The organism is Demequina phytophila (genome assembly GCF_000971135.1).
Taxonomy (GTDB): Bacteria; Actinomycetota; Actinomycetes; order Actinomycetales; family Demequinaceae; genus Demequina; species Demequina phytophila.
On the sequence record NZ_BBLW01000004.1, the window covers coordinates 249,948 to 272,947 of the forward strand.

A 23,000-nucleotide genomic window follows, 5' to 3' on the forward strand; every position below is an offset into this window, starting at 1 on the left:
CCCACGCAGGTGATCCGGCTAGACCGCTCGCCGCTTGAGCTTGCGGCGCTCGCGCTCCGACAACCCACCCCAGATCCCGAAACGCTCGTCGTTGGCCAACGCGTAGTCGAGGCACTCGGAGCGCACGTCGCACGACGCGCACACCTTCTTGGCCTCGCGCGTCGAACCACCCTTCTCAGGGAAGAACGCCTCGGGGTCGGTCTGGGCACAGAGCGCTCGCTCCTGCCATGCCAGCGGGCCGTCGTCCTCGACCTCGCTGAAGATGTCCACCACCGACGCCAGCGTCGAGGCGGGCTTACCTGCGTCAGAAGGCACTGTGCCGTCGTAGATATTCCACACGGGCCCCTCCTCCGATCGCGATGAGGGGTCTTCGCGCCCCCCGTCACATGGAATTACAGTCGTGTAATCCGTCCGAGTCAAGTCGAATCGTGATATTCGGCGTATGCAATTCCTCACCCCCGCGACACGCCCGGCGACGCGTCGCGGCGGGTGCGCCGCGCATCGTCCCCCCGTGCCCGCCCCTACACTGCGAGGCAACGGGAGGGGGCAGGATGGCCGAGACCGCCGCGGTGGTGCCGCGCCACTCCCGGCCCGCGCTCGCGCGCCGGATCGGCATGATCGCCGCGAGCGCCGCCGCAGCCGTCGCCGGGTTCGCTCTGGTCTTCTCCGCCACCGTCGCCGACCAGGTCACCGGCACGCTCCGTGCGAACGCGCAGGACGTGGACGACCTCGTGGGCGAGGAGACCGCGCGCCCCGAGAAGCCCACCCCCGCGGACCCGGACGCCGGCGAGCCGCTCAACATCCTGCTCATGGGCTCGGACGTGCGCGACGGCGACAACGGCACCGTGGGCGGCGGCGCGGACATCGGCGGCATGCGCAACGACACCACGATGCTCGCGCACGTCTCGGGCGACCGGACGCGCATCGAGGTGGTGTCGATCCCGCGCGACGCGCAGGTCGAGATCCCCGAATGCACGTACCGGGACGGCAGCACCATCGCGGGCGGCTACGGCGACTTCAACACCGCCTTCTCCAACGGCGGGCTCAACGGCAACGCCGCGGAGGCCGCGGCCTGCACCATCAAGACGGTCGAGCTGATGTCGGGGGTGAGGATCGACCACTACGCCGTGGTGGACTTCACCGGCTTCATCGACATGGTGGACGCGCTCGGCGGGGTGCCCATGTGCATCACCGAGCGGATCGTGTCCGACAAGGCCCACCTCGAGCTCGAGGCGGGCCCCCAGGTCCTCGACGGCGAGACCGCGCTCGCGTACGCACGGCTACGCACCGCCGAGGAGGGGGACGTCTCGGGCTCCGACCTGCAGCGCATCACGCGCCAGCAGCAGCTGCTCGAGCAGGTCGCGGAGACGGTGCTGTCCAAGAACATCCTGACCGACGTGGGCGAACTCACACGGTTCCTCCGCGCGATGGCCGAGTCGCTCACCATGGACAAGGAGCTCGCGGACACGTCGTACCTGCTCGGGCTGGCGTACAGCCTGCGCGGACTGGGCACGGACGACATCACGTTCGCGACGGTGCCGTGGGAGTACACCGAGGACTTCCTCAACGTGGAGCTCCTGCCCGCCGCCGAGGACATGTGGGACGATATCCGCGACGACCAACCGATCTCCGTGACCGAATCGGACGACGCGAGCTCCGCCTGGGACGACGGCAAGAAGGACACCTCCTCCGCCAAGCCGTCATCCTCGGCGACGTCCAGCGAGTCCGCCGACACCACCACCGAGGACCTCCTGCAGGAATGTCGGTGACCCGCGTGCCGGAACTCTCGGGCAGGGGTGCACGTTGAGTCGCCAGCCATCCCTCCCACGCGTGCGCGCACGCCGAGCCCAGGAGCATGAATGACCGTCGAGGTCTCGGACCACCGCCGCCGCGGACGCATCCGCCACGCGACCCGCGTCCCCACGCACCGCCTGCTCGCCGCCGTGCTCGGCGTCATCGCGGCCATCGCCGGCTTCGGTCTCGTGTTCGTCGAGACCAGCCTCAACCTGGCCGACGACCAGTTCGACAAGCAGGACATCTCCGCGCTGCTGCCGTCCGTCACCCCGTCCGCCGAGCCGTCGCCGACGTCGACGGACCCGGAGGACCTGTCCGCGGGCAAGGCGCTCAACATCCTGCTGCTGGGCTCGGACACACGCACCGGCGAGGACAACCAGGAGCTCGGCAAGGGCGACGTGGGCGGCATGCGCAACGACACCACGATGATCCTGCACATCTCCGCGGATCGGCAGCGCATCGAGACGCTGTCCGTCCCCCGCGACTCGCGCGTCGCGATCTCCGACTGCAAGATGCTCGACGGCTCCACGGTCTACGGCTGGACCGGCAAGTTCAACATCGCGTTCTCGAACGGCGGCCAGAACGGCAACGTCGCCGAGGCCGCCGCGTGCGTCGCGACCACCCTCTACGACCTCACCGGGCTCATGATCGACCACTACGCCGTGATCGACTTCTCCGGCTTCGTCGACATGGTCGACGCCCTCGACGGCGTGCCCATGTGCATCACCCAGGACGTGTACTCCCCCAAGGCGCACCTCGACCTCGAGGCGGGTGCGCAGGTGCTCGACGGCACCACGGCGCTCGCGTGGGCCCGCGCGCGCACCGGCTACGGCCTGGGCGACGGCACCGACCTCATGCGCATCGAGCGCCAGCAGGAGCTGCTCACCAACATGGCGCGCAAGGCGCTCGGCCTCAACCTCCTGACGGACGCCAAGAAGGGCACCGCGTTCATCAACGCGCTCGCGAAGTCGATGACGATGGACCCCGACCTCGCCGACTCGCGCTACCTGCTCGGCCTCGCGTGGAGCCTGCGCAACTTCGACACCGACAACCTGTACATGGCGACCGTGCCGTGGCAGTACGCGGGCGACTCGAGCGGCGACGTGCTGTGGACGGAACCCGACGCGACCGCGGCCTTCGACGCGCTCGAGAACGACGAGTCGCTCCAGGCGCTCCTCGAGCCCGAGACCGTCACCTCGACGGACGAGGGCACCGGGACCAAGAAGAACAAGAAGAAGAACTCCTCCGCGAGCCCGTCGCCGAGCGTGTCCGCCACGCCCGACCGCGAGACGCAGGACGAGATCCTCGCGGACTGCGTCATCGGCTGACGCGGGCCCGCGGCGTCGCGCCGCCTGACGGTGGCTGGTCCTGCATGCGGGACCGGCCGTTCAACAATCCTGCATACGGGTCGCGGCGACCCGTATGCAGGATCGCCGGATCCGGGGTCCTGCAGCGGACGGCGTCGAGCCCCGCTGAGCCCCACCGGGCCGCGGGCCCGCGGCGGACGATGCCCTGGCTGGCTACGCCCGGCGCAGCGCCTCTCCCTTGGCGTAGGCCAGGTCGCGCAGCTCCTCCTGGAAGGCCCGCATCCGCTCGCGCAGCGCGGCGGCCTCGTCGCCCGCGCCGGCACCCAGGATCCGGGCCGCCAGGAGGCCGGCGTTGCGCGCCCCGCCGATCGACACGGTGGCGACGGGCACGCCCGCCGGCATCTGCACGATCGACAGCAGCGAGTCCATGCCGTCGAGGTGCTTGAGGGGCACGGGCACGCCGATCACGGGCAGCGTCGTCACGGACGCCAGCATGCCGGGCAGGTGCGCGGCACCACCCGCGCCGGCGATGATCACCGACAGCCCGCGCGACTCGGCCTCGCGGCCGTACGCGATCATCTGCTCCGGCATGCGGTGCGCGGACACCACGTCCTTCTCGTAGGAGACGCCGAACTCGTCCAGCGCCTCCCCCGCGGCCTTCATGGTCGGCCAGTCGGAGTCCGACCCCATCACGATCCCCACCGGCACGCTCACGCGGCACCTCCGTCTCGCACGATGGCCGCGGCGGTCACGGCCCGGTTGTACGCCTCGTCCCGCGTGGCCGCGGACACGTTCACGTGACCCACCTTCCGGCCGGCGCGCACGCCCTTGCCGTACAGCTGGATCTTGGCCCCCGCATCGTCCACCTCGGCGAGCGCATCGGTGAGGGTGCCGCGCGCCCCGCCGAGCACGTTCGCCATCACGGTCCACGGGGCGGTGGCGTCGGTCGCGCCCAGCGGCACGTCGAGCACCGCCCTGAGGTGCTGCTCGAACTGGCTCGTGACCGCGCCGTCGATGGTCCAGTGGCCGGAGTTGTGCGGACGCATCGCGAGCTCGTTGACCAGGATGCGGTCGCCCGCGAGGAACAGCTCGACCGCGAGGACGCCGGTGACGTCGAGCCCCGAGGCGACGGTCTCCGCGATGCGGGACGCCTCCTCCGCGAGCGCCTCGGGCAGACCGGGTGCGGGCGCGATCACCTCGGAGCACACGCCCGCGCGCTGGATCGACTCCACGGTGGGCCAGGCGCGCATCTCGCCGGACGGTCGGCGCGCGACGAGCACCGCGAGCTCGCGGTCGAAGGGCACCTTCTCCTCGAGCAGCACGCGCGGGCCGCCGTCGGCGGCGGCGCGCAGCCAGTCCGTGGCCTCCGCGGGCGACGTGATGACGCGCACGCCCTTGCCGTCGTAGCCCCCGCGCGCGGTCTTGAGCACGCCGGCGCCTCCGTGGACGGCGAGGAAGTCCTCGACGTCCGCCTCGGTCTCGACGTGGCGCCACGCCGGGTTGGGCAGCCCGAGCGCGTCCATGCGGGTGCGCATCTCGATCTTGTCCTGCGCGAACAGCAGCGCGTGGAGACCCGGTCGCGCGGGCACCCCGGCTGCGGCCGCGGCGTCGAACACGTCCGCGGGGATGTGCTCGTGCTCCCAGGTGAGGGCGTCGGGACGCGGGTGCGCGAGCAGGCTCGCGATCGCGTCGGGATCGGTGGGCAGGCCCACCACGGTCTGGTGGGCGGGCAGGGCGGCCGCGGCCTCGTGGGATTCGACGAGGACGCGCAGGGTGATGCCCAGGGCGGTGGCGGGCCCGGCCATCATGCGCGCGAGCTGGCCACCGCCGATGACGGCGACGATCGGGGTCATGGCACCAAACTACCGGGGGCTAGGCTCGTCCCTCGTGACCGTCCTCCTGCGCTGGGTGCGCGAGCGTGCCGGCGAGCTCACCCGCTTCGGGATCGTGGGCCTCGCGGGCGTGGTGGTGAACCTCGGCGTCTTCAACCTGCTGCGCCTCGGTCCGCTCGCTCCCGACGCCCAGGTCGCGGGCGACGACGACCGCGTGGTGACCGCCAAGATCATCGCGACGCTCGTGTCGATCCTGTTCGCGTGGGTCGCCCACCGCGAGTGGACGTACCGCGGGCGCCGCCGTCACCGCCCCGCGCGCGAGCTCGTGATGTTCGGCCTGGTGAACGGCGCCGCGCTGGTGGTGGAGGCGGGCACACTGTACGTGTCGCACCACTGGTGGGGGCTCACCAGCGTGCTCGCGGACAACGTGTTCTCCCTGGTCGGCATCGGCCTGGGCACCGTGACGCGCTACGTCGGGTACTCGCTCCTCGTGTTCGAGGCGCCGGGGGACGATGCCGCGGTCGCCCGGGCGGACGACGGCCCGACGGGCGAGGCTCGGGACGGCCGGTAGTCAGCCCCGGCGCCGCCGTCGGCGGTCGGTCTGGCGGGCGTGCGGCACGATCTCGTCGATCCCGACCATGCGCGGCACACCCTGAAGGAACACGGCGAAGGTGGCAGGCACGCGCTGCGCGAGCTCGAGACGGCCGCCGTCGGCGGTCACCAGGTCGCGGGCGAGCGCGAGGCCCAGCCCCGTGCCTCGGCCCGACGTCACCTCGCGCTCGAAGATGCGGGGGGCGAGATCGTCGGGGACGCCGGCGCCCTCGTCGGTGACCTCGATGACCACGGCATGGTTCTGGCCCGAGTCGCGGGCAGACACGCGCGTGGTGCCGCCGCCGTGCTTGAGGGAGTTCTCGATGAGCGTCGCGAGCACCTGCGCGAGGCCTCCCGGAGTGGCGAACACGGTCGCGTCCGTGGGAGCGATCGCGATGCGCCGCCCCGCCTGCTCGAACGCTGCCACCCACTCCTCGCGCTGCTGGTCGAACACCTCGTCGAGCATCACCAGCTCGGTCCCCGATCCCAGCGCGCGCCGCGAGCGACCCAGCAGCTCGTCGACCACGCCCACGAGCCGCTCGACCTGCTCGAGCGAACGCTCGGCCTCCTCGCGCACCTCGTCCTGGTCGGTGAGCACGGAGATCTCCTCGAGACGCATCGACAGCGCGGTGAGGGGCGTCCGGAGCTGATGCGAGGCGTCCGCGGCGAACTGCCGCTCCGTCGCGAGGCGCGCGGCCATGCGGTCGGCCGACCGTGCGAGCTCGTCGGCGACCAGGTCGATCTCCTCGATCCCGGTCTTCTCGAGGCGGGGTCGCACCTGGCCGGAGCCCAGCTGCTCGGCGGATGCCGCGAGGTAGACCAGCGGGGCGGACAGGCGGTTGGCCTGCCAGATCGCCATCGCGGCGCCCGCGACGATCGCGACGGTGCCGCTCGCGAGGACGAGCCCCACGATCCGCGCCGCCTGCCAGAACACGTCCCACTTGGAGATGTACGCGTACACGCGCAGCCCGGAGTCCGTCTGGGCGGTGCCCACGTACGCGGACGAGGGCTGCTCGCCCGCGGTCAGGATGGTGCCGTCGGGCAGCGCGACGGTGATGTACTCCGGGGCGCCCGGGGTGGCGGAGGCGAACGATGCGACGTTCTGCTCGGTGATCGCCTCGCCGTTCTGATAGCGCACGTCCAGCGAGCGCGCGGCCACCGCGGCGCGGGTGTCGAGGTTCTGCAGGGCGTCGTCGCGCATGATCTGCGCGGCCGCCACCGCCAGCGGGATGCCGAGCATGACCACCGCGACCGCGAGGGCGGAGAAGGTCGCGGTGAGGACGCGACGGCGCACGGCTCCCTAGTCGCCGTTCTCGAAGCGGAAGCCCATGCCCCGCACCGTCGTGATGAAGTGCGGCTGCGACGCGTCGTCGCCGAGCTTGCGGCGCAGCCACGACACGTGCATGTCCAGGGTCTTCGACGGGGCGCCCGGATCGGCGGCCCACACCTCACGCATGAGCGTGTCGCGCGACACCACCGAGCCCGCGTTGGTGACGAGCACCTGGAGCAGGTCGAACTCCTTGCCGCTCAGCTGCAGCTCGGTGCCGTCGAGGTAGGCGCGGTGGCCCGCGACGTCGATGCGCACGGCACCCGCCTCGATGTCCGCGCCGCTGTCGCTGCCCGTCCGGCGGCGCAGCAGGGCGCGCACGCGGGCGAGCAGCTCCGCGAGACGGAACGGCTTGGTCACGTAGTCGTCCGCGCCGGCGTCGAGCCCCACCACGAGGTCGACCTCGTCCGCGCGAGCGGTCAGCATGAGGATGGGCACCTGCAGACCCTTGTCGCGGATGCGGCGGGCGACGTCGACGCCGTCGATGTCGGGCAGCCCCAGGTCAAGGATCACCAGGTCCGCGTCATCGGAAGCCCCGACCCCGCCCGCGCCGGTGCCATGCCACTCGACGTCGTACCCTTCCCTACCCAAAGCACGGGTCAAGGGTTCTGAAATGGTCGGGTCATCTTCGACCAAAACAATTCGCGTCATGCAGACACAGTACCCGGGACCACGCACTTTGCAATGAACCCTCCGGCCGCGCCCGCGGGTCCGCGGCACGCTCGCGGATACGCTGGGTGGCCGTGACGCGACCCGCCCTCCGCCAGGCCGACGGCCAGGCCCTTCCCCGCCCTCGGGCGACGCTCGTGACCGCTCCCGAGCGCATCGTCCTCGGGCTCGCCGTCCTGGCTCTCGCGGCGGGTCTGTGGGCGGCCGTGGGCCTGCACACGCCGTGGACGGTGCTCCCGACCGCCGCCGTGGGGATCGCCCTGGCATGGCGCGTGGTCCCCGCGCCCGCACGCGTGACCGCCTCGGACCGCCGGGGCGCGCTCATCGCCCTCGTGGGCGCGGGCGCGTGGGCGGTGGTCAACGCGATCATGTACGCCGAGTACCTCATCGTGGTCAGAGACCCGGGCTTCCTCACGCTCGCGGGGCTGTGGCTGGTGGACCACCCCGACTCCGACATCCCGTCGCTCGGCGCGATCGACGCGGCGAGCGTCGACGGCAGCGTGCTCGCGGACGCGTCGCAGGCATGGAACCTGCGGGGTGACGCGGTGCAGCCGCAGGGGGCACGCATGCTCTCGGCGCTCATCGCGACCGGCGGGTGGGTCGCGGGCGACGCGGGCGTGCTGATGTTCAACGTCCTGGTGGGCGCGGTCGGGATCCTCGCGGTGTACGTGCTGGCGCGCCGCATGCTGGGCCCGCTGGCCTCGCTCGCTCCCGCGGCCGCGGTCGCGGTCTCGGTGTCGCACATCGGGCTCTCCCGCGCGGCCTACACCGAGCCGCTCACGCTCGTGCTCGTGATCGCCGCGGCGCTGTGGCTGTGGCGCGGCGTCGAGGACCGTCACGGCGGTGCCCTCGCTCTCGGCGCGGCCGCCTCCGGGGCGCTGTCGTTCGTCCGCATCGATGGCGCCGCGTACGCGGCCGGCCTGCTCGCGGCGACGGTGCTGGCGCTCGCGCTCGTGCCGGGGTCGCGCGCTCGCCGCGCCGGCGCCGCCCTCGCCACGATCGCGGTGCAGGCGGCGCTCCTGTTCGCCGGCTACGCGGCGCTGTGGCGGTGGAGCGAGGGTTATGCCGACCGGCTGGCGGACCAGGCGGTCACCCTGATGATCGGCTACGGGCTCCTCGCCGTCGCGCTCGGCCTGTGGGCGCTCACGTGGATCGGCGGCGGCGACCGCGTCGCCACCGGTGCCCGCGACCTGCTGGGCCGCCGCGGCGCGATCGGCGCGGGCGCCGCGGTGGCGGGGCTGCTGCTGGTGCTCGCGTCCCGCCCGCTGTGGATGACGGCGCACCGCGGCACCGACAACAGCGTCGACCAGTTCACCAACTCGGTGGTGGAGTCCTTCCAGTCCGCGCAGGGGCTCCCGATCGACCCGACGCGGACGTACGCCGAGCACACCGTCGCGTGGGTCAGCTACTACCTCACGTGGCCGCTCGTGCTGCTCGGCATCCTCGGCTTCGGGCTCGCGACCACCTGTGCGATCAGCCGCCGCCCCGGCTGGGCGCTGCTGCTCGGCGCGGTGCTTCCCACCTCTCTCCTCTACTTCTGGAACCCCGAGGTGGTGCCCGACCAGCTCTGGGCGTTCCGTCGCTTCGAGCCCGCCACGCTGCCGGGGTTCGCGATCGCGGCGGCCGTGGCCGCGTGGTGGATCTCCGACCGGGTGAGACCCGCGTGGCGGGCCCGCTCGCGGCGCATCGCCGCGGGCGCCTTCGCGCTGCTGCCCCTCACCACGTGGGTCTCGATCGCTCCCGGCTCGGACCTGCCCGTGTCCGCCGCGACGCCCGTGTTCGTGCGCGAGATGGGAGGCGCGTACTCCCAGCTCGAGGACCTGTGCGCGGTCGCGCCCGACCGGCCGATCGTCCTCGCGGGCACGTCCTCGCACTTCGGATCGCTGCGCGTGATGTGCGACGAGCCGACCGTCCTCGCTCTCGCGGCGCTCGAGCCCGACCAGGTGGCGCGGCTGGCGGAGGCGTGGGAGACCGCGCCGGTGGTCCTCACCCGCAATCCCGAGTGGTTCGAGTGGACCACGGAGCCGGCTCCCGTGGTCCAGTCCACCGTGAGGCAGGCGAGCTACGAGCTCCAGGGCATCCCCCGCACCTACTTCGACCGGTCGTACTCCTGGTACGCCGGCATCGTCGGGGAGGACGGCGTGCTCGAGCCCGTCGAGGCCGACGGCCGGGCCGTGGTCACCAGCCCCTAGCCGGCGCGCCGTCATCCCCGGGGCGTCCCGGGCCGCTGGACTGGTCGCACGCGAGGCGATGACCTGGGCGGATGATCCTCACCATCGAGGGCGTCGGCGACGTCGAGGTGACCCGCGGCACGCCGCTGGGAGCGCTGCTGGCGGCCGTGGACGCGCGCGCGGCCGTGTGGTGCGGGACCGCGCGCCTCGACGCGGATCACCGGGCGGGCGTCGCCCCGCTGCTCGACGCCGCGCGGCTCACGGGTGCACCCGGGCGGGACGCCCCACCGCACGGCCGCCCGCACCTGCGCGTGGTGGCGGGTCCTGACGCGGGAGCCGCCGTCACGGCGGGCGACGGGGACGCGGTGGTGGGCCGCGACGGCTCACCCGCGCTCGACGACCCCGCGCTGAGCCGCCGCCACGTCGCGCTCGACCCCCGCGGCCGCGTGCGCGACCTGGGCTCGCGCAACGGCACGGTGCTGGTGCGCGCGGGCCGCCGCAGGCGCCTCGGGCGGCTGCCCCGGCGCCTGCGCGACGGCGACATCCTGCTGGCGGGCGGGAGCGCGCTGCGGTGGGTGCCGGACGATGCCGCCGGGGGCGACCGCCCGTCCCCCGCCACCGCGCGGGGAGGCTCCTCCCACACGCGCCTCGCCCCGGCGATCGCGGGGATCGGCGGCGCGGCGGCGGGGGCGGCCGCGATCGGCGCCGCCACCGGGCGCTGGGCGATCGCCGCGGCGATGCTCGCCGCACCGGCGGCGATCGCGGCGGTGACGATCGCCCGGGGGCGTCGCGATGCCCGCACGCCCCCTGTGGGCCTCGAGGAGCTCGCGACGGTGCCGCTGCCCGTCGCCGTCGTCGGTGATGCCCTCGCCTCCCGCGGCGTCGCCAGGGCCCTCGCCCTCGTGCGGGGCGTCGGCCTCGACGGCGCGCCCGGGGAGCCGTGGACGCGCTGGAGCGAGGAACGGCTCCCCGCGGGGTCGGTGCGGATCCTCGCGCAGGGGCTTCCCCCACCGTCGGAGGCCCGCACCGTGATCGACGCGGACCGCGCCACCATCGCGGTCGACGGGCGCTCGCGCGCGTGGCACGTCGCGGCGGTGTCCGGCGCGACAGCGGACGCGTGCGCCCGCGCCGCGGCGGCACGGCGCGAGCCGGGCCTGCCGACGCTGCTCCGCTGGGGCGACCTGCCCCCTCCGACGGGCAGGATGGCGGTGAGCCTCGGCGTCGACCGGCGCGGCCCCGTCACGCTCGACCTCGACGCGGATGGCCCGCATCTGCTGGTCGCCGGCACCACCGGCGCGGGGAAGTCGGCATTGCTCGAGACGCTCGTCGCGGCGCTCGCGCACGCGCACCCGCCGGAGTCGCTGGGTCTGGCGCTGGTCGATCTCAAGGGCGGCGCCGGCCTCGCGTCCTGCGCGTCGCTGCCTCACGTCCGCGGGATCCTCACCGACCTCGAACCCGGCTCCGCGCGGCGCATGCTCCTCGGGCTCGCGCACGAGCTGCGCGAGCGCAAGAGCGCGCTCGCGGACGCCCGGCTACCGTCGTGGGCGGCATGGGAGGCCGGCGGCGGGGCGCCCGCACGGCTGCTCGTCGTGGTGGACGAGTTCCAGGAGCTCGGCGCCCTCGATCCCGGCCTGCTGCCGGAGCTCGCACGCCTCGCCGCGCAGGGCAGGTCGCTCGGCGTGCACCTCGTGCTGGCGACGCAGCGACCTGCGGGGGCGGTGTCGCCCCAGATCCGCGCCAACGTGGGCGCCGTGCTCGCGCTGCGCACCGCGACGGTCGCGGAGTCGCACGACCTGCTCGGCGACGGCGCGGCGGCCGCGCTTCCCGGCGCCGTGCCCGGCCGGGCGATCCTCGACTCGCCACGCGGACGCACCACGCTGCAGACGGCGCTGGCGCTCGCGGATCCGCTGCCACCGGTGCGGCGCGTGGGTCACGTCCTCCCCGCGGGGCGGACGGTGGCGGACCTGGCGGCGGCACGGTGGCGCGACCACGGGCGTCCCGACCCGCTGTGGTGGCCCGCTCTCGGCCCCGAGACGGAGGCGCCCGCGGGCGGCTTCGGGTGGATCGACCTGCCGGAGACACGCACCAGGACGCCGCTCGCCTGGGATCCGGACGCCGGGCCGCTGCTGGTGGTGGGACCGCGCGGCTCGGGCCGGTCCACCGCGCTCGACGCCGTCGCGGCCGCCGTCGCCGGCGCGGTGCGACTCCCCGACGACCCGCGCGAGGCGGTCCGCACGCTCACGCTCGCCGCCACCGCGGAGCGGCCCGCCGCCCTGCTCATCGACGACGCCGACATCGTGACGGGCCGCCTCGAGCCGCTGCTGCGCGGCGCATCGCAGGTGCTCGAGGACGTCGCGCGGGTGGTGCCGGTGGCGCTCTCCTGCGGGCCCGGCTGGGGCGCCCGGTGGGCGGCTCGGGCCGGCGCCCGCGTGGTGCTGGCCGGGCTGGACCGCATCGAGCAGCAGCTGTGGGGCGTGCCCCTCCCGCTCGTGGGCCTCGAACCGGCTCCCGGTCGCGGCGTCGCGGTGACGCCCCGTGCAAGCGGCGAGTGCCGCATCGTGCCGCTGCCGCGGCCCCCGACGCGTGAGCTCGTACGACCGCTGACGTGCGGCCCCGACCTTCCCGCCGACGCGGTCGGCGTGGTGGGCGACGATGCCCGCCCGCTGCGCCTGCCCCGCGACGGCGTCACCGTGGTCGGCCCGCCCGGCCCGGCGCGCGATACCCTGCGCGCGGAGCTCGCGGCGTGGGGGATCCGCGCCGCGGTCGCGACGGCCCCTACGGGAGCAGCGGTCGAGATCATCGTGGAGCCCGCCCCGGCGCGGCTGCGGGAGCTCGGCATCCTCGCACCGCCGGGCCTCACGGACGCGTCGCCGCCACCCGGCCGGGTGCTCGTGAGACGAGGAGACCGGATCGAGGCCGCGCAGCTGAGGCGTCCGCCCCCGGACGCGCGGGCGACGTCAGCCGTCGCGTGACGCCCGCATGGCCGGCCTGCCCGCCACCAGCACCGCGATGCCCGCCGCGATCCCCAGGACCGCGAGAGGCACCCCGAGCGCCGGGCTCACCCCCATGAGGTTGATGCCTGCAAGGGTCTGCAGCGCCTGCCAGGTCAGCGCGGCGCTCACGGCCCAGCGCGCGCCCCGGTCGAGCGCCCGAGCCACCAGGAACAGGCCCACCGCGGTCAGCCCGCAGAAGGCGGCCAGACCGGCCGCGAATGCGGGCTCAGGCAGGGAGAACGCGTGGATGCCGTAGGCTGTCGCGGCGACGGCCAACGCGACCGCCTCGAGCGCCACGCCCGCGGCCGCCACCCTCGCGCGGACCCGTTCCGGATCGCCGTCGCGCCGGGACCTCGGCCCCTTGTCAGCGTCCGTCACGACGCCCCCTTTCCGCCTTGTGAGCGAACCCACAGGAAACACCTCTTGAAACATGTTCGTTACTTGTGCGAATCTTAAGGAAGTCTGAACGCGACGGAGCGACGAACCCCCTGTGATCCATGGGCTCCGTCGCGTCGTCACACCCCCCCCGCTATCCCCCCCCAAGGAGACCCCATGGATTGGCGCACCAGCGCAGCATGCCTCGAAGTCGATGACCCGGAGCTCTTCTTCCCCGTCGGCAACACCGGCCCGGCCCTCCTGCAGATCGAGAAGGCCAAGACGGTGTGCCAGCGCTGCACCGTGCGTGACACGTGCCTGCAGTGGGCGATGGAGCACAACCAGGACTCCGGTGTCTGGGGCGGGCTGTCCGAGGACGAGCGCCGCTCGCTGAAGCGCCGCGCTGCCCGCGCGCGCCGCGCCGCCAAGTAGCACCCCCGCGTCGAGGCCCCGTCCGGATGGACGGGGCCTCGTGCTGTCCGGGGAGCGCACCACCGCTACAGGCGCGGGTCGGAGACGCGCTCCTCCACGCTCACGCGCAGGTCCACCACGGACCCGTGCTCGACCTTGGTCCACTCGATCGAGCCGGACAGCTCGTTCTGCACGAGCGTGCGGACGATCTGCGATCCGAGACCCGACGGCTCGACGGCGATGCCCACGCCGTCGTCGGAGATGCGGACATGCAGGCGACGGTCGTCGCGGTCCGCGTGCACCGTGATGGTGCCCTGCGCCCTGCCCGCGAAGCCGTGCTCGACCGCGTTGGTGATGAGCTCGGTGATGACCAGCGCCAGCGAGGACGCGTACTGGGCCGGGATGAGCCCGAACTCGCCGGTGTTGATGATGCGGACCTGCGTGTCGGGCGACGCCACCTCGGCCGCCATCCGGATGGACCGCGACACCAGCTCGTCGAAGTTGACCAGCTCGTCGAGCGTGCCCGAGAGCGTCTCGTGCACCAGCGCGATGGTCGCCACCCGTCGCATCGCCTCCGCGAGCGCCTCCTTGGCCTCCGGCGCCTGCACGCGACGCGACTGCAGCCGCAGCAGCGCCGCCACCGTCTGGAGGTTGTTCTTCACGCGGTGGTGGATCTCGCGGATGGTGGCGTCCTTGGTCACGAGCTCGCGCTCGCGGCGGCGCAGGTCCGACACGTCGCGGCACAGCAGCACCGCGCCCACCCGTGCTCCGTGCTCGGACACGGGGATCGCGCGAAGCGACAGCGCGGCGCCGTTGGCCTCGAGGTCCGTGCGCCATGCGGCGCGGCCGGCCACCACCATCGCCAGGGTCTCGTCGACGAGGCCCTGGTCCTCGAGCAGCTCGCTCGTCACCCGCGGCAGCGACTTGTTCATGAGCGAGCCGTGCACGCCCAGGCGGTGGAAGCAGGACAGCGCGTTGGGAGACGCGTAGGTGACGTGGCCCACCGCGTCGAGGCGGAGCACCCCGTCGCCCACGCGCGGGGCGCCGCGTCGCGGCCCCGTGATCGAGGTGCGGACGGGGAACTCGCCGCGCGTCACCATGCGGAGCAGGTCGTCCGCCGCACCCTTGTAGTTGAGCTCGAGCCGGCTGGAGGACCGCGACACCGCCTGCGACACCTCGCGCGTCATCACCGCGATGACGCGGCCGTTCAACACGACCGGCAGCGCGTCCTCGCGCACCGCGTAGGTCTCGTCCCAGCGCGGCTCGCGCGAGCCGACGATCGCGCGCTCCTCGAGAGCGCGACGCAGATGGGCGACACGACCCTCCGCGGCCTTGCTGCCGACGACGTCGTCGAGATGGACGGTCGGACCCGTCGAGGGACGGCACTGCGCGACCGCCACGAACCCGTCCTCGTCCTGGCGCCACAGGACGAGGTCGGCGAACGACAGGTCCGCGATGATCTGCCAGTCGGAGACCAGCAGGCCCAACCACTCGGCCTCCGCATCCGTGATGGGGCCGTGTTCCTCGATGGTGTCGCGCAGAGTTGCCACGGGTACCAGCCTAGAGCCGCCCCGGCGGCGCGATAGCCTGAGCGCATGGGGGTGGACCGGTGAAGATCACGCACGCGCATCGCTTCGATGCCCCGCTCGAGCGGGTCTGGGAGATGATGACCGACGCGGAGTTCGGCCACGCGCGCGCCGCGGCGATGGGCACCGAGGCGCAGGACGTCGACGTCGACGCCAAGGACGACGGCTCGCGGGTGGTGTCGCTGCGCGCGGACGTGCCCGCCTCCTCCATCCCCGCGGAGTTCCGCTCGTTCCTGGGGCGCGACCTCGCCGTGACGTACACCGAGGTCTGGGAGCCGCCCACCCCCGAGGACAGGGTCGGCACGTTCGCCGTCGAGATCGCGGGCGCGCCCGGGCACGTCTCGGGGGCGATCGGGCTCACGCCGGACACCGACGCCACCGAGTTCCTCGCCACGGGCGACGTGGTCGCCAACGTCCCGTTCGTGGGCGCGATGATTGAGAAGGCGGTCGCGGGCGCCGTGGTCCGCGCCCTCACCGCGCAGCTGGAGGCCGCTGACGCGTGGCTCGCCCGGTGAGCCGGGCGCGCGACCTCGGCCTGGTCCTCGCCGGCGGCGCGCTGGGCGGCGCGCTGCGCATCGTCCTGACGGAGACCCTCCCGCACGGCGCGGGGCCCGTGCCGTGGGACCTGATCGCGATCAACGTGGTCGGCTCGCTCGGCCTCGCGTGGGCGGTGGCGCGCACGCAGGCCCGCGGCCCCTGGCGGGCGTTCCCGATGCTGGGCCCCGGGTTCTTCGGCGGCTTCACCACGTTCTCGTCGATCGCGGCGCTCGAGTGGTCGGCGGGCACGTCGCCCGAGCTCGCGGTCACGGTGCTCGGGGGCACCATCGCGGCCGCGGTCGCGGGCGCGCTGCTCGGGTGGTGGCTGGGAGACCGCCCGCCCACGCCGCTCGATGAGGCAGCGGTGTTCGAGGAGGAGAACGAGTGAGCGCCTGGGCGTACGCCGCCGCGATCCTCGGCTGCGGCCTGGGCGCGTGCCTGCGGTTCGCGCTCGGCTGGCTGGACCGGCGTCGGACCTTCCCGTGGCCCACCATCGCGGCCAACGTGCTCGGCTCGGCGCTCCTGGGCGCCGTGGTCGCGGCGGGGGACGATGCGTGGGTCACCCCCGCATGGGCGTTCACCCTGGGCACGGGGGTCGCGGGCGGCCTGTCGACGTTCTCCTCGCTCGCCGTCGACATCGTCGTGATGGCGAAGGACCGGCGCGTGCGCGCGGTCGCGCTCTACGTCGCCGCGACGGTCGCGCTCGGGCTCGGCGCCGCCTGGGCCGGGTACACCGCCGTCGCGGCTCTCGCCTGAGCGGCGCTCACCGGCGTGCGGTGAATGCGCGCGCCGCGGCCGCGAGCACGAGCACGCCGACCGCTCCGGCCACCGCGACCGGCGGCAGCGACGCCATGAGAGCGACGCACAGGGCTGCCCCGGCGGCGCTCAAGGGACGTGGCATCCGCCATCCCGCGACGCGTCCGGCACTCGCGGCCGTGAACGCCGAAGCGCCCGCCACCGCGTAGTAGAGCAGCACGGCGAACGACGACATCGCGATCGCGAAGGTCAGGTCGCCCACCCAGGCCAGCCCGATCGCGACCAGCGCCGCGGTGCCCTCCGCGAGCGCCGGCACGTCACGTCCGTTGGTGCGCGCGAGCACGCGGGGCAGGTCCGCCTCGCGGGCCATCGCCATGGCGGTGCGTCCCAGGCCCGCGGTGAGGGCGAGGAGCGAGCCGAACGCGCCGCCGACCGCGGCGGCGGTCACGACGGTGGACGGGAGCCAGGTCCCCTCCACGGCGTCGGCGACCGGGGCGGCCGAGACCGCGAGCGCCTCGACACCCAGCGCTCGCGGCAGGACGATGGCGAGCGCGACGTACAGCACCACCACGGCGCCCAGCGCGACGGCGATCGCCCGCGGGATCACGCGCGCGGGATCGCGGACCTCCTCGCCGAGCGTCGCGATGCGCGCGTACCCGGCGAACGCGAAGAAGACCAGTGCGGCCGCCTGTGCGACGCCCGCGGCGGTCCCCCACGGGGTGCTCCATCCGAAGCTCGCGCTGCCCGGCCCGTCGCCGCCCGCGGTCGCGATCACCGCCGCCACCACCACGGCGACCACGGCGGACGCGATGACGATCGAGGCGACGGACGTGCGCGTGACGCCGCGCGAGTTGAGCGCCCAGCTCAGCACGATCGCAGCGGTCGCCACGATCGCGGGGCGCTCGGGCCAGACGTACGCGCCGATCGCGAGGCCGATCGCGGCGACGGAGGCCGTCTTGCCCAGCACGAACCCGATCCCGGCCGCGAACCCGGGCCACGAGCCGAGCTCGGCCCGACCGTAGGCGTACGCGCCTCCGGCGACGGGGTGCACTGCGGCGAGCTGGGCGGTGGACCCTGCGTTGAGCACGGCGACCGCGCCCGCGATCGCGACGGCCCACACGAGCGCGTCGCCCGCGGACGCCGCCGCGGGGCCCCACACGACGAACACGCCGGCACCCAGCATGGAGCCCAGCCCGATGGCGGTGGCCCCGACCGTCCCGACGCGTCGCTCCATCGTCAGGCGTCCCGGCCACCCGTCGACAGCTGCTCGGGGTCCGCCGGGGCGAGCGGGGCATCGTCCCCCACCTCCGCCTCCGCGACCGCGTTGGCGGCGCCGCGCGGGCGCCCCGCCCGCACCCATGCCCAGTAGAGCCCGCCCGCGACCAGCCCGGTCGCGGCGAGCGATCCCACCGCCGCGGGACGGAGGAGGTTCGCGACGAGCGTGAACCCGACGGCGACGGCCGCGACGACGTTGAGCGCCACCCAGCCGTTCCTGCCCTCGCGGTGCGAGAACCGCGCCATCGCGACCAGCCCCATGAGGAAGCTCACGAACACCGCGACGGCGTAGAACAGCACCAGCTTCTGGTCGTACGCGCCGGCGGCGGCGACCACGAGCGCGGACGCGACCAGGAACACGCCGACGCCGACCATGGGCACGTGGTGCGCGTTGGTGCGTCCCAGGATCGCGGGCAGCACGCCGTGGCGCGAGTCGCCGTGCTCCGACCGGGCGAGGGCCTTGAGAAGCCCTGGTCCCGCCTGGAACGACGAGGACGCGGCGGACAGCAGCAGCAGCGCCGTCGCCGCCTGGAACGCGGCGAAGAGGCCCGCGCCGTCCGCGGCGCGGGCGAGCTCGGCGACCAGCGTGGTGTCCTCGTGAGGGACCTGGATGCCGAGCCGCACCACCGCGGCCGTGATCGCGAGCGTGAGCGTGCCGACGATGCCGAGCGTGAGCCACAGCGCCCACCGGCCGAAGCTGCGCCTGCCCGCGTCGTCGAGCTGGGCCAGCTGCGCGATCGCCGACGACGGCGCCTCGATGCCCGTCGCGAGCGCCATCGCCACGGGGAACGCGAGCGCGACCGCGAGCGGGGCGCCGTGCGTGAGGCCCTCGACGGGCTGCGGGTCCACGGCGGGCAGCCCCGGCACCGGGAGCAGCACCAGGACCGCCGTGGCGATGAAGACGATGGTGAGCAGCGCGAACACCGCCCGTCCCAGATGGCCGAACCACATGAGGCCCGCGACCAGCACCAGCAGTCCGAGCGCGAGCGCGAGGCGGTACGGCGCGAGCGCCGGGACGTAGCTGATGATCGCGGAGGACCCGGCGGACACCGAGATCGCGATGGTGAGCACGAAGTCGACCACGAGCGCGCCCATCGGGATGAACGAGAAGCCCTCGCCGAACGCGCCGCCCGCCGCGGCGGCCGAGCCGCCGCCCTCGGGGAACCGCGCCACCAGCTGGTGGTAGCTCGCGACCACCAGGCCCACAACCAGCACCACGGCGGCCATCGCGGGCAACAGCAGCGCGAGGTTGCCGTCCAGCGCGCGCAGGGCGGCCTCGATCGCGTACGCGACCGAGGAGACGGGGTCCGCCATCACGGAGAACGCGAAGGCGATGAGGAGCGCGGTGCGGCCATGGAGCCACGCGGCGCGAGAGATGGGCTGGGTCACGATGTCCCTCGATGCTTCGGAACGATGCGCACGCCCGGGTCGGGCGCGGTCACCGCAGGTCACAGTAGCGCCGCGCGGTCCCGTCGCCTGACGCGCGCCGGCGGCGCGTCAGGCGGGGGCGTCCTCCCAGGCGTCGAAGGCGGCGCGGGCGAGGTCGCGGCCGAGCGCGATCATCTCCGTCGCGCGGTGGAAGTCGAGCACGCCGCACGCGTCCGCGGGCACGTCGACCATCACGTCCGGCGGGTAGCCCGCGAGACGGTACCGCTGCACGGTGTTCTGCAGCGTCTGGAGGGAACGGTCGATCACGTCGAGGGTGCTGACGTCGAGGTCGTCCCCCGGCTCCACCGGTTCGATCGCCACGGCCTCGTCCACCGCATCGTCCTCCTGCTCCCCCCGCGCGCGCATGCGGTGGGCGATCATGCTCACCAGGCGTGGCTCGGCCACGTGGAAGGACGGCAGCCGCAGGCGCGGCAGCCGCACCAGCGGGCCGGCCGACTCGACGGGCGGCGCGGCGCGGTTGCCGCCGCGCGACGTGCCCGAGAGGTTGACCGCGATGGTCGCGTCCGCGCGCACCGCGGTGAGCGCGATCACCGGTACGGGGTTGAGGATGCCGCCGTCGGCGAGCAGCATCCCGCCGTGCCGGACGGGGGTGATGACGGTGGGGATGGCGATCGAGGCGCGGATCGCGTCCACGATCGGCCCCTCGGTGAACCACACCTCCGACTGCGAGATGAGGTCCGTCGCGACCGCGGTGAAGGGGATCGGGAGGTCCTCGATGACGCGCCCGTCGAGGATCTCGTCGAGGCGCCGCATGATCCGGTCGGCGCGGATCGCGCCCGCCCCCTTGAACGCCGGGTCGAGCATCCGGAGCACGTCGCGCCGGGTGAGCGACTCGGCCCACTCGCGGTAGGCGGGCAGGCCGCCCGCGGCGTGCAGCCCGCCCACGAGCGCACCCATCGAGGTGCCCGAGATGCCGACCACGTCCCACCCGCGATCGGCGATCTCGTCGAGGACGCCGATGTGGGCGTAGCCGCGGGCTCCCCCACTGCCGAGGCTGAGCGCGATCCGGGGCCGCGTGGACGTCGTGTCGGTCACGGTTGCCAGGCTAACCCCGCTGGTGTCGAGCAGGTACGCGCGTATCGCGGGTGCCCGGCGCGCGCCGGGGCGGGACCTATGGTTCCATCGAAGGCGCGGGCAGGCCTTAGGGTTTTGTCGAACGTTCACATTTGCATGTCCGCCGCACGCGGGTGCTTGACGAAGGAGTGGGTGCCGATGGCGCACGAAGAGCAGACCGGCGTGGCCGCGGCGATCGCGGCCGGCGAGACGTCCCTGGGCATCGAGCTCGGGTCCACGCGCATCAAGGCGTGCCTGATCGGCCCCGACCACCAGGTGATCGCGACCGGCAGCCACGCCTGGGAGAACCAGTTCGTCGACCGCCTCTGGACCTACTCCGTCGCGGCCATCTGGGAGGGCGTGCAGGCCTCCGTGGCCGACCTGCTCGACACGGTCGAGCGCGTGCACGGCGTCCGCCCCACCGGGTTCGGCGCGCTCGGCGTGTCCGCGATGATGCACGGCTACCTGCCGTTCGACGCCGCGGGCGAGCTCCTGGTGCCGTTCCGCACATGGCGCAACACCAACACCGAGCGCGCGGCGGCCGAGCTGACCGAGGTGCTCGGCTTCAACTTCCCGCTGCGCTGGTCCGCCTCGCACCTCTACCAGGCGATCCTCGACGAGGAGGCGCACGTCCCCGACGTCGCCTTCTTCACCACGCTCGCCGGCTACGTCCACTGGCGGCTCACGGGCCGCAAGGTCCTCGGCGTCGGCGACGCCTCCGGCATGTTCCCCATCGACCCCGAGACCCGCGACTACGACGCCGCGATGCTCGCACGCTTCCAGGGGCTCGTGGCCGCGCGCCAGGCCGGGCTCGACGTCGCGTCGCTGCTGCCCGAGGTGCTGGTGGCCGGTCAGGACGCCGGCACGCTCACCGCCGAGGGCGCCGCGCTGCTCGACCCGACGGGCGGGCTCCTGCCGGGCGCCGTTGTCGCGCCCCCGGAGGGCGACGCCGGCACCGGCATGATCGCCACCAACGCCGTCGCCCCGCGCACCGGCAACATCTCCGCCGGCACCTCGATCTTCGCGATGGTCGTGCTGGAGAAGGCGCTCACGAGCGTCCACGAGGAGCTCGACATCGTCACCACGCCCGCGGGCGACCTGGTCGCGATGGTCCACTGCAACAACGGCGCCTCCGAGCTGGGCGCCTGGGCCGGCGTCTTCACCGAGTTCGCCGCGGCGCTCGGCAGCGAGTTCGGCTCCGACGCCGTGTTCGAGGCGCTGTTCTCCGCCGCGCTCGACGGCGAGGCGGATGGCGGCGGCCTGCTCGCGTACAACTACCTGTCCGGCGAGCCCATCACGGGCCTGGCTGAGGGCCGCCCGCTGTTCGTGCGCACCCCGGGTTCGCGCCTCACGCTCGCGAACTTCATGCGCACCCAGCTGTACGGCGCGTTCGGCACGCTCAGCCTGGGCATGCGGGTCCTCCACGACGAGGGCGTCCGGCTCGACTCGATGTTCGCGCACGGCGGCATGTTCCGCACCGCGGGCGTCGCGCAGCGCCTGCTCGCCGCCGCGATCGACGCGCCCGTCACCGTGGGCGACACCGCCTCCGAGGGCGGCGCGTGGGGCATCGCGGTGCTCGCCGAGTACCTGCGCACGGGCGCCACGACCGCCCTCGACACGTACCTGAACGACGCGGTCTTCGCCGGCGCGACGCTGGACGTCGCGCAGCCCGACGCCGCGGACGTCGAGGGCTACACCGCGTGGCTCGAGCAGTACGAGGCGGGTCTCGCCATCGAGCGCGCCGCCACCGAGGCGATCCACTAGGCGCCGCGCGCCGCACAGTGCGGCGGCCCGATCTCCGCAGCACGCGAGGATCGGGCCGCCGTCGCATGCGGGACGATACGCGCGTCGCCCAGGAACGACGAAGGCCCGGACCATCTGGTCCGGGCCTTCGTTCTCTCGTAGCGGGGACAGGATTTGAACCTGCGACCTCCGGGTTATGAGCCCGGCGAGCTACCGAACTGCTCCACCCCGCGTCGGCCTGATAACTCTAGCGGACGCGCGTCGCAGAACCAAATCGCGCCCGTCTCGCTAGGGTCGGACGCATGACAGACAACGACCCGTTCGTCACGCGGCCCGGCGATCCGACGCCCCCGCCGCCCCCCGCATCGTCCCCCGGCACCCCGCCCGCGGGCGGCGCCCCGGGCCTCATCCCCGGAGCCCTCCCGCCCTCCGTGCCTGCCTACGGCGAGGCCCAGCAGGTCCAGTTCGACCGCTCCGGCGTCCCGCTCGAGAAGCCCGAGGGCCTCGCGAAGGGCCTCATCGGCGTGACCGCGGCGTACGCGGTGCTGGCGGTGATCACCGCAGCGTTCGCGCAGGGCGAGGTGGAGTCGCTCCGCCGGACCGCCGAGACCGGCGAGTTCTCGATCACCGCGGCGTCGGCGCTCGGGCTGCTGTCCCTGCCTCTCACGGTGACCGCGTACGTCCTCTACGGCATGTGGATGACGCGCATGCGCCGCAACCGCGAGGCCCTGGGTGCTCGACCCGGCATGGGCGCGGTCGAGTGGTGGGGCTGGTTCGTGCCGCTCGCGTCCGTGGTGCTGGTCCCGCTCGGCGCGCGCAAGGTGACCGGGCGCACCGTGCCCCTGATGCTGCTGCTGGGCTGGTGGATCGCGTGGACCATCGCGCAGATCCTCAGCGCGTACGGCTCGATCGCGCTGAACTTCTCGTTCGACCTCATGACCGGCGAGCTCACCAACCCGGACATGCTCGACTCCTACCCGACCTGGGCGTGGGCCTCTGCCGCGGTGCTGCTGATCTCGTGGGGCTTCCTGTTCCGCTTCATCCGCACGGCGACGGACCGCCACGTGGACGCGGACGCCTGACCGGCGTCCTCCCGACGAAGCCGAAGCGGGCCGGTCCTCATGGACCGGC

At 73.8% G+C, this 23,000-nt stretch carries 21 protein-coding genes and 1 tRNA gene; 11 read left to right on the forward strand and 11 right to left on the reverse strand.

Annotation, left to right across the window (positions count from 1 at the left end):
* Window positions 1-18: 18 nt before the first annotated feature.
* Window positions 19-282 (reverse strand): WhiB family transcriptional regulator, encoded by a 264-nt coding sequence (locus AOM01_RS08095; protein ID WP_062291865.1) that lies wholly within the window; start codon window positions 280-282, stop codon window positions 19-21.
* 269 nt (window positions 283-551) lie between these two features.
* Here AOM01_RS08095 and AOM01_RS08100 point away from each other — a divergent pair, with 269 nt between their 5' ends.
* Both AOM01_RS08100 and AOM01_RS08105 read left to right on the forward strand, forming a co-directional pair.
* A complete protein-coding gene (locus AOM01_RS08100; RefSeq protein WP_062291627.1) occupies window positions 552-1,769 on the forward strand; it encodes an LCP family protein in 1,218 nt (405 codons plus the stop codon).
* A 90-nt stretch (window positions 1,770-1,859) separates the two neighbouring features.
* On the forward strand, window positions 1,860-3,122 hold the full coding sequence (locus tag AOM01_RS08105) for an LCP family protein (RefSeq protein ID WP_062291631.1): 1,263 nt from the start codon (window positions 1,860-1,862) through the stop codon (window positions 3,120-3,122).
* A gap of 192 nt (window positions 3,123-3,314) precedes the next feature.
* On the opposite strand, the gene purE is transcribed toward AOM01_RS08105, so the two are convergent.
* Both purE and AOM01_RS08115 read right to left on the reverse strand, forming a co-directional pair.
* Window positions 3,315-3,791, reverse strand: coding sequence for a 5-(carboxyamino)imidazole ribonucleotide mutase (gene purE / locus AOM01_RS08110; protein WP_062291867.1), 477 nt, complete (start codon window positions 3,789-3,791; stop codon window positions 3,315-3,317).
* 20 nt (window positions 3,792-3,811) lie between these two features.
* Window positions 3,812-4,954, reverse strand: coding sequence for a 5-(carboxyamino)imidazole ribonucleotide synthase (locus tag AOM01_RS08115; protein WP_062291633.1), 1,143 nt, complete (start codon window positions 4,952-4,954; stop codon window positions 3,812-3,814).
* Window positions 4,955-4,988: 34 nt separating this feature from the next.
* On the opposite strand from AOM01_RS08115, the gene AOM01_RS08120 reads away from it, so the two are divergent.
* Window positions 4,989-5,504 carry a GtrA family protein gene (locus AOM01_RS08120; RefSeq protein WP_228374254.1) on the forward strand — a complete coding sequence of 172 codons (516 nt, stop codon included), beginning with the start codon at window positions 4,989-4,991 and terminating at the stop codon, window positions 5,502-5,504.
* On the opposite strand, the gene AOM01_RS08125 is transcribed toward AOM01_RS08120, so the two are convergent.
* Window positions 5,505-6,818 (reverse strand): ATP-binding protein, encoded by a 1,314-nt coding sequence (locus AOM01_RS08125; RefSeq protein WP_062291639.1) that lies wholly within the window; start codon window positions 6,816-6,818, stop codon window positions 5,505-5,507.
* Window positions 6,819-6,824: 6 nt separating this feature from the next.
* Window positions 6,825-7,502, reverse strand: coding sequence for a response regulator transcription factor (locus AOM01_RS08130; RefSeq protein WP_062291642.1), 678 nt, complete (start codon window positions 7,500-7,502; stop codon window positions 6,825-6,827).
* Window positions 7,503-7,594: 92 nt separating this feature from the next.
* Between AOM01_RS08130 and AOM01_RS08135 the strand changes: the two genes are divergently transcribed.
* Window positions 7,595-9,712, forward strand: a complete 2,118-nt coding sequence (locus AOM01_RS08135; RefSeq protein ID WP_156155898.1) for a hypothetical protein — start codon at window positions 7,595-7,597, stop codon at window positions 9,710-9,712.
* A gap of 71 nt (window positions 9,713-9,783) precedes the next feature.
* Entirely contained in the window at window positions 9,784-12,663 is a 2,880-nt protein-coding gene (locus AOM01_RS08140; RefSeq protein ID WP_062291648.1) for an FHA domain-containing protein, read from the forward strand.
* Here the strand turns inward: AOM01_RS08140 and AOM01_RS08145 are convergent.
* Window positions 12,649-13,062, reverse strand: a complete 414-nt coding sequence (locus tag AOM01_RS08145; protein ID WP_156155899.1) for a hypothetical protein — start codon at window positions 13,060-13,062, stop codon at window positions 12,649-12,651. The genes AOM01_RS08140 and AOM01_RS08145 overlap by 15 nt on opposite strands.
* 174 nt (window positions 13,063-13,236) lie before the next feature.
* On the opposite strand from AOM01_RS08145, the gene AOM01_RS08150 reads away from it, so the two are divergent.
* On the forward strand, window positions 13,237-13,491 hold the full coding sequence (locus tag AOM01_RS08150; protein ID WP_062291653.1) for a WhiB family transcriptional regulator: 255 nt from the start codon (window positions 13,237-13,239) through the stop codon (window positions 13,489-13,491).
* Between the two features lie 65 nt (window positions 13,492-13,556).
* Here the strand turns inward: AOM01_RS08150 and AOM01_RS08155 are convergent, their stop codons facing one another.
* A complete protein-coding gene (locus tag AOM01_RS08155) occupies window positions 13,557-15,020 on the reverse strand; it encodes a sensor histidine kinase (protein ID WP_062291655.1) in 1,464 nt (487 codons plus the stop codon).
* 59 nt (window positions 15,021-15,079) lie between these two features.
* Here AOM01_RS08155 and AOM01_RS08160 point away from each other — a divergent pair, with 59 nt between their 5' ends.
* Genes AOM01_RS08160 through AOM01_RS08170 form a run of 3 tightly spaced genes read left to right on the forward strand, consistent with a single transcriptional unit; the run spans window position 15,080 to window position 16,349 of the window.
* Window positions 15,080-15,571 carry a DUF2505 domain-containing protein gene (locus tag AOM01_RS08160; protein ID WP_062291658.1) on the forward strand — a complete coding sequence of 164 codons (492 nt, stop codon included), beginning with the start codon at window positions 15,080-15,082 and terminating at the stop codon, window positions 15,569-15,571.
* The gene (locus AOM01_RS08165) at window positions 15,556-15,981 is read left to right on the forward strand and encodes a fluoride efflux transporter FluC (protein ID WP_062291661.1); all 426 of its coding nucleotides are present in this window, start codon (window positions 15,556-15,558) and stop codon (window positions 15,979-15,981) included. Before AOM01_RS08160 ends, AOM01_RS08165 begins: the two co-directional genes overlap by 16 nt.
* Window positions 15,978-16,349 (forward strand): fluoride efflux transporter FluC, encoded by a 372-nt coding sequence (locus AOM01_RS08170; RefSeq protein WP_062291664.1) that lies wholly within the window; start codon window positions 15,978-15,980, stop codon window positions 16,347-16,349. Before AOM01_RS08165 ends, AOM01_RS08170 begins: the two co-directional genes overlap by 4 nt.
* Before the next feature lie 7 nt (window positions 16,350-16,356).
* On the opposite strand, the gene AOM01_RS08175 is transcribed toward AOM01_RS08170, so the two are convergent.
* From AOM01_RS08175 to AOM01_RS08185, 3 genes are all read right to left on the reverse strand, one after another.
* Entirely contained in the window at window positions 16,357-17,583 is a 1,227-nt protein-coding gene (locus tag AOM01_RS08175) for an APC family permease (protein WP_062291666.1), read from the reverse strand.
* Window positions 17,584-17,585: 2 nt separating this feature from the next.
* Entirely contained in the window at window positions 17,586-19,013 is a 1,428-nt protein-coding gene (locus AOM01_RS08180; RefSeq protein ID WP_228374255.1) for an amino acid permease, read from the reverse strand.
* A gap of 108 nt (window positions 19,014-19,121) precedes the next feature.
* On the reverse strand, window positions 19,122-20,108 hold the full coding sequence (locus AOM01_RS08185) for a patatin-like phospholipase family protein (RefSeq protein WP_228374256.1): 987 nt from the start codon (window positions 20,106-20,108) through the stop codon (window positions 19,122-19,124).
* Between the two features lie 177 nt (window positions 20,109-20,285).
* On the opposite strand from AOM01_RS08185, the gene AOM01_RS08190 reads away from it, so the two are divergent.
* Window positions 20,286-21,890, forward strand: coding sequence for a xylulokinase (locus AOM01_RS08190; RefSeq protein WP_062291668.1), 1,605 nt, complete (start codon window positions 20,286-20,288; stop codon window positions 21,888-21,890).
* 138 nt (window positions 21,891-22,028) lie between these two features.
* Here AOM01_RS08190 and AOM01_RS08195 read toward each other — a convergent pair.
* Window positions 22,029-22,102: transfer RNA gene (locus tag AOM01_RS08195), tRNA-Met, on the reverse strand.
* A 69-nt stretch (window positions 22,103-22,171) separates the two neighbouring features.
* On the opposite strand from AOM01_RS08195, the gene AOM01_RS08200 reads away from it, so the two are divergent.
* A complete protein-coding gene (locus tag AOM01_RS08200; RefSeq protein ID WP_062291671.1) occupies window positions 22,172-22,951 on the forward strand; it encodes a DUF4328 domain-containing protein in 780 nt (259 codons plus the stop codon).
* Window positions 22,952-23,000 lie beyond the last annotated feature (49 nt).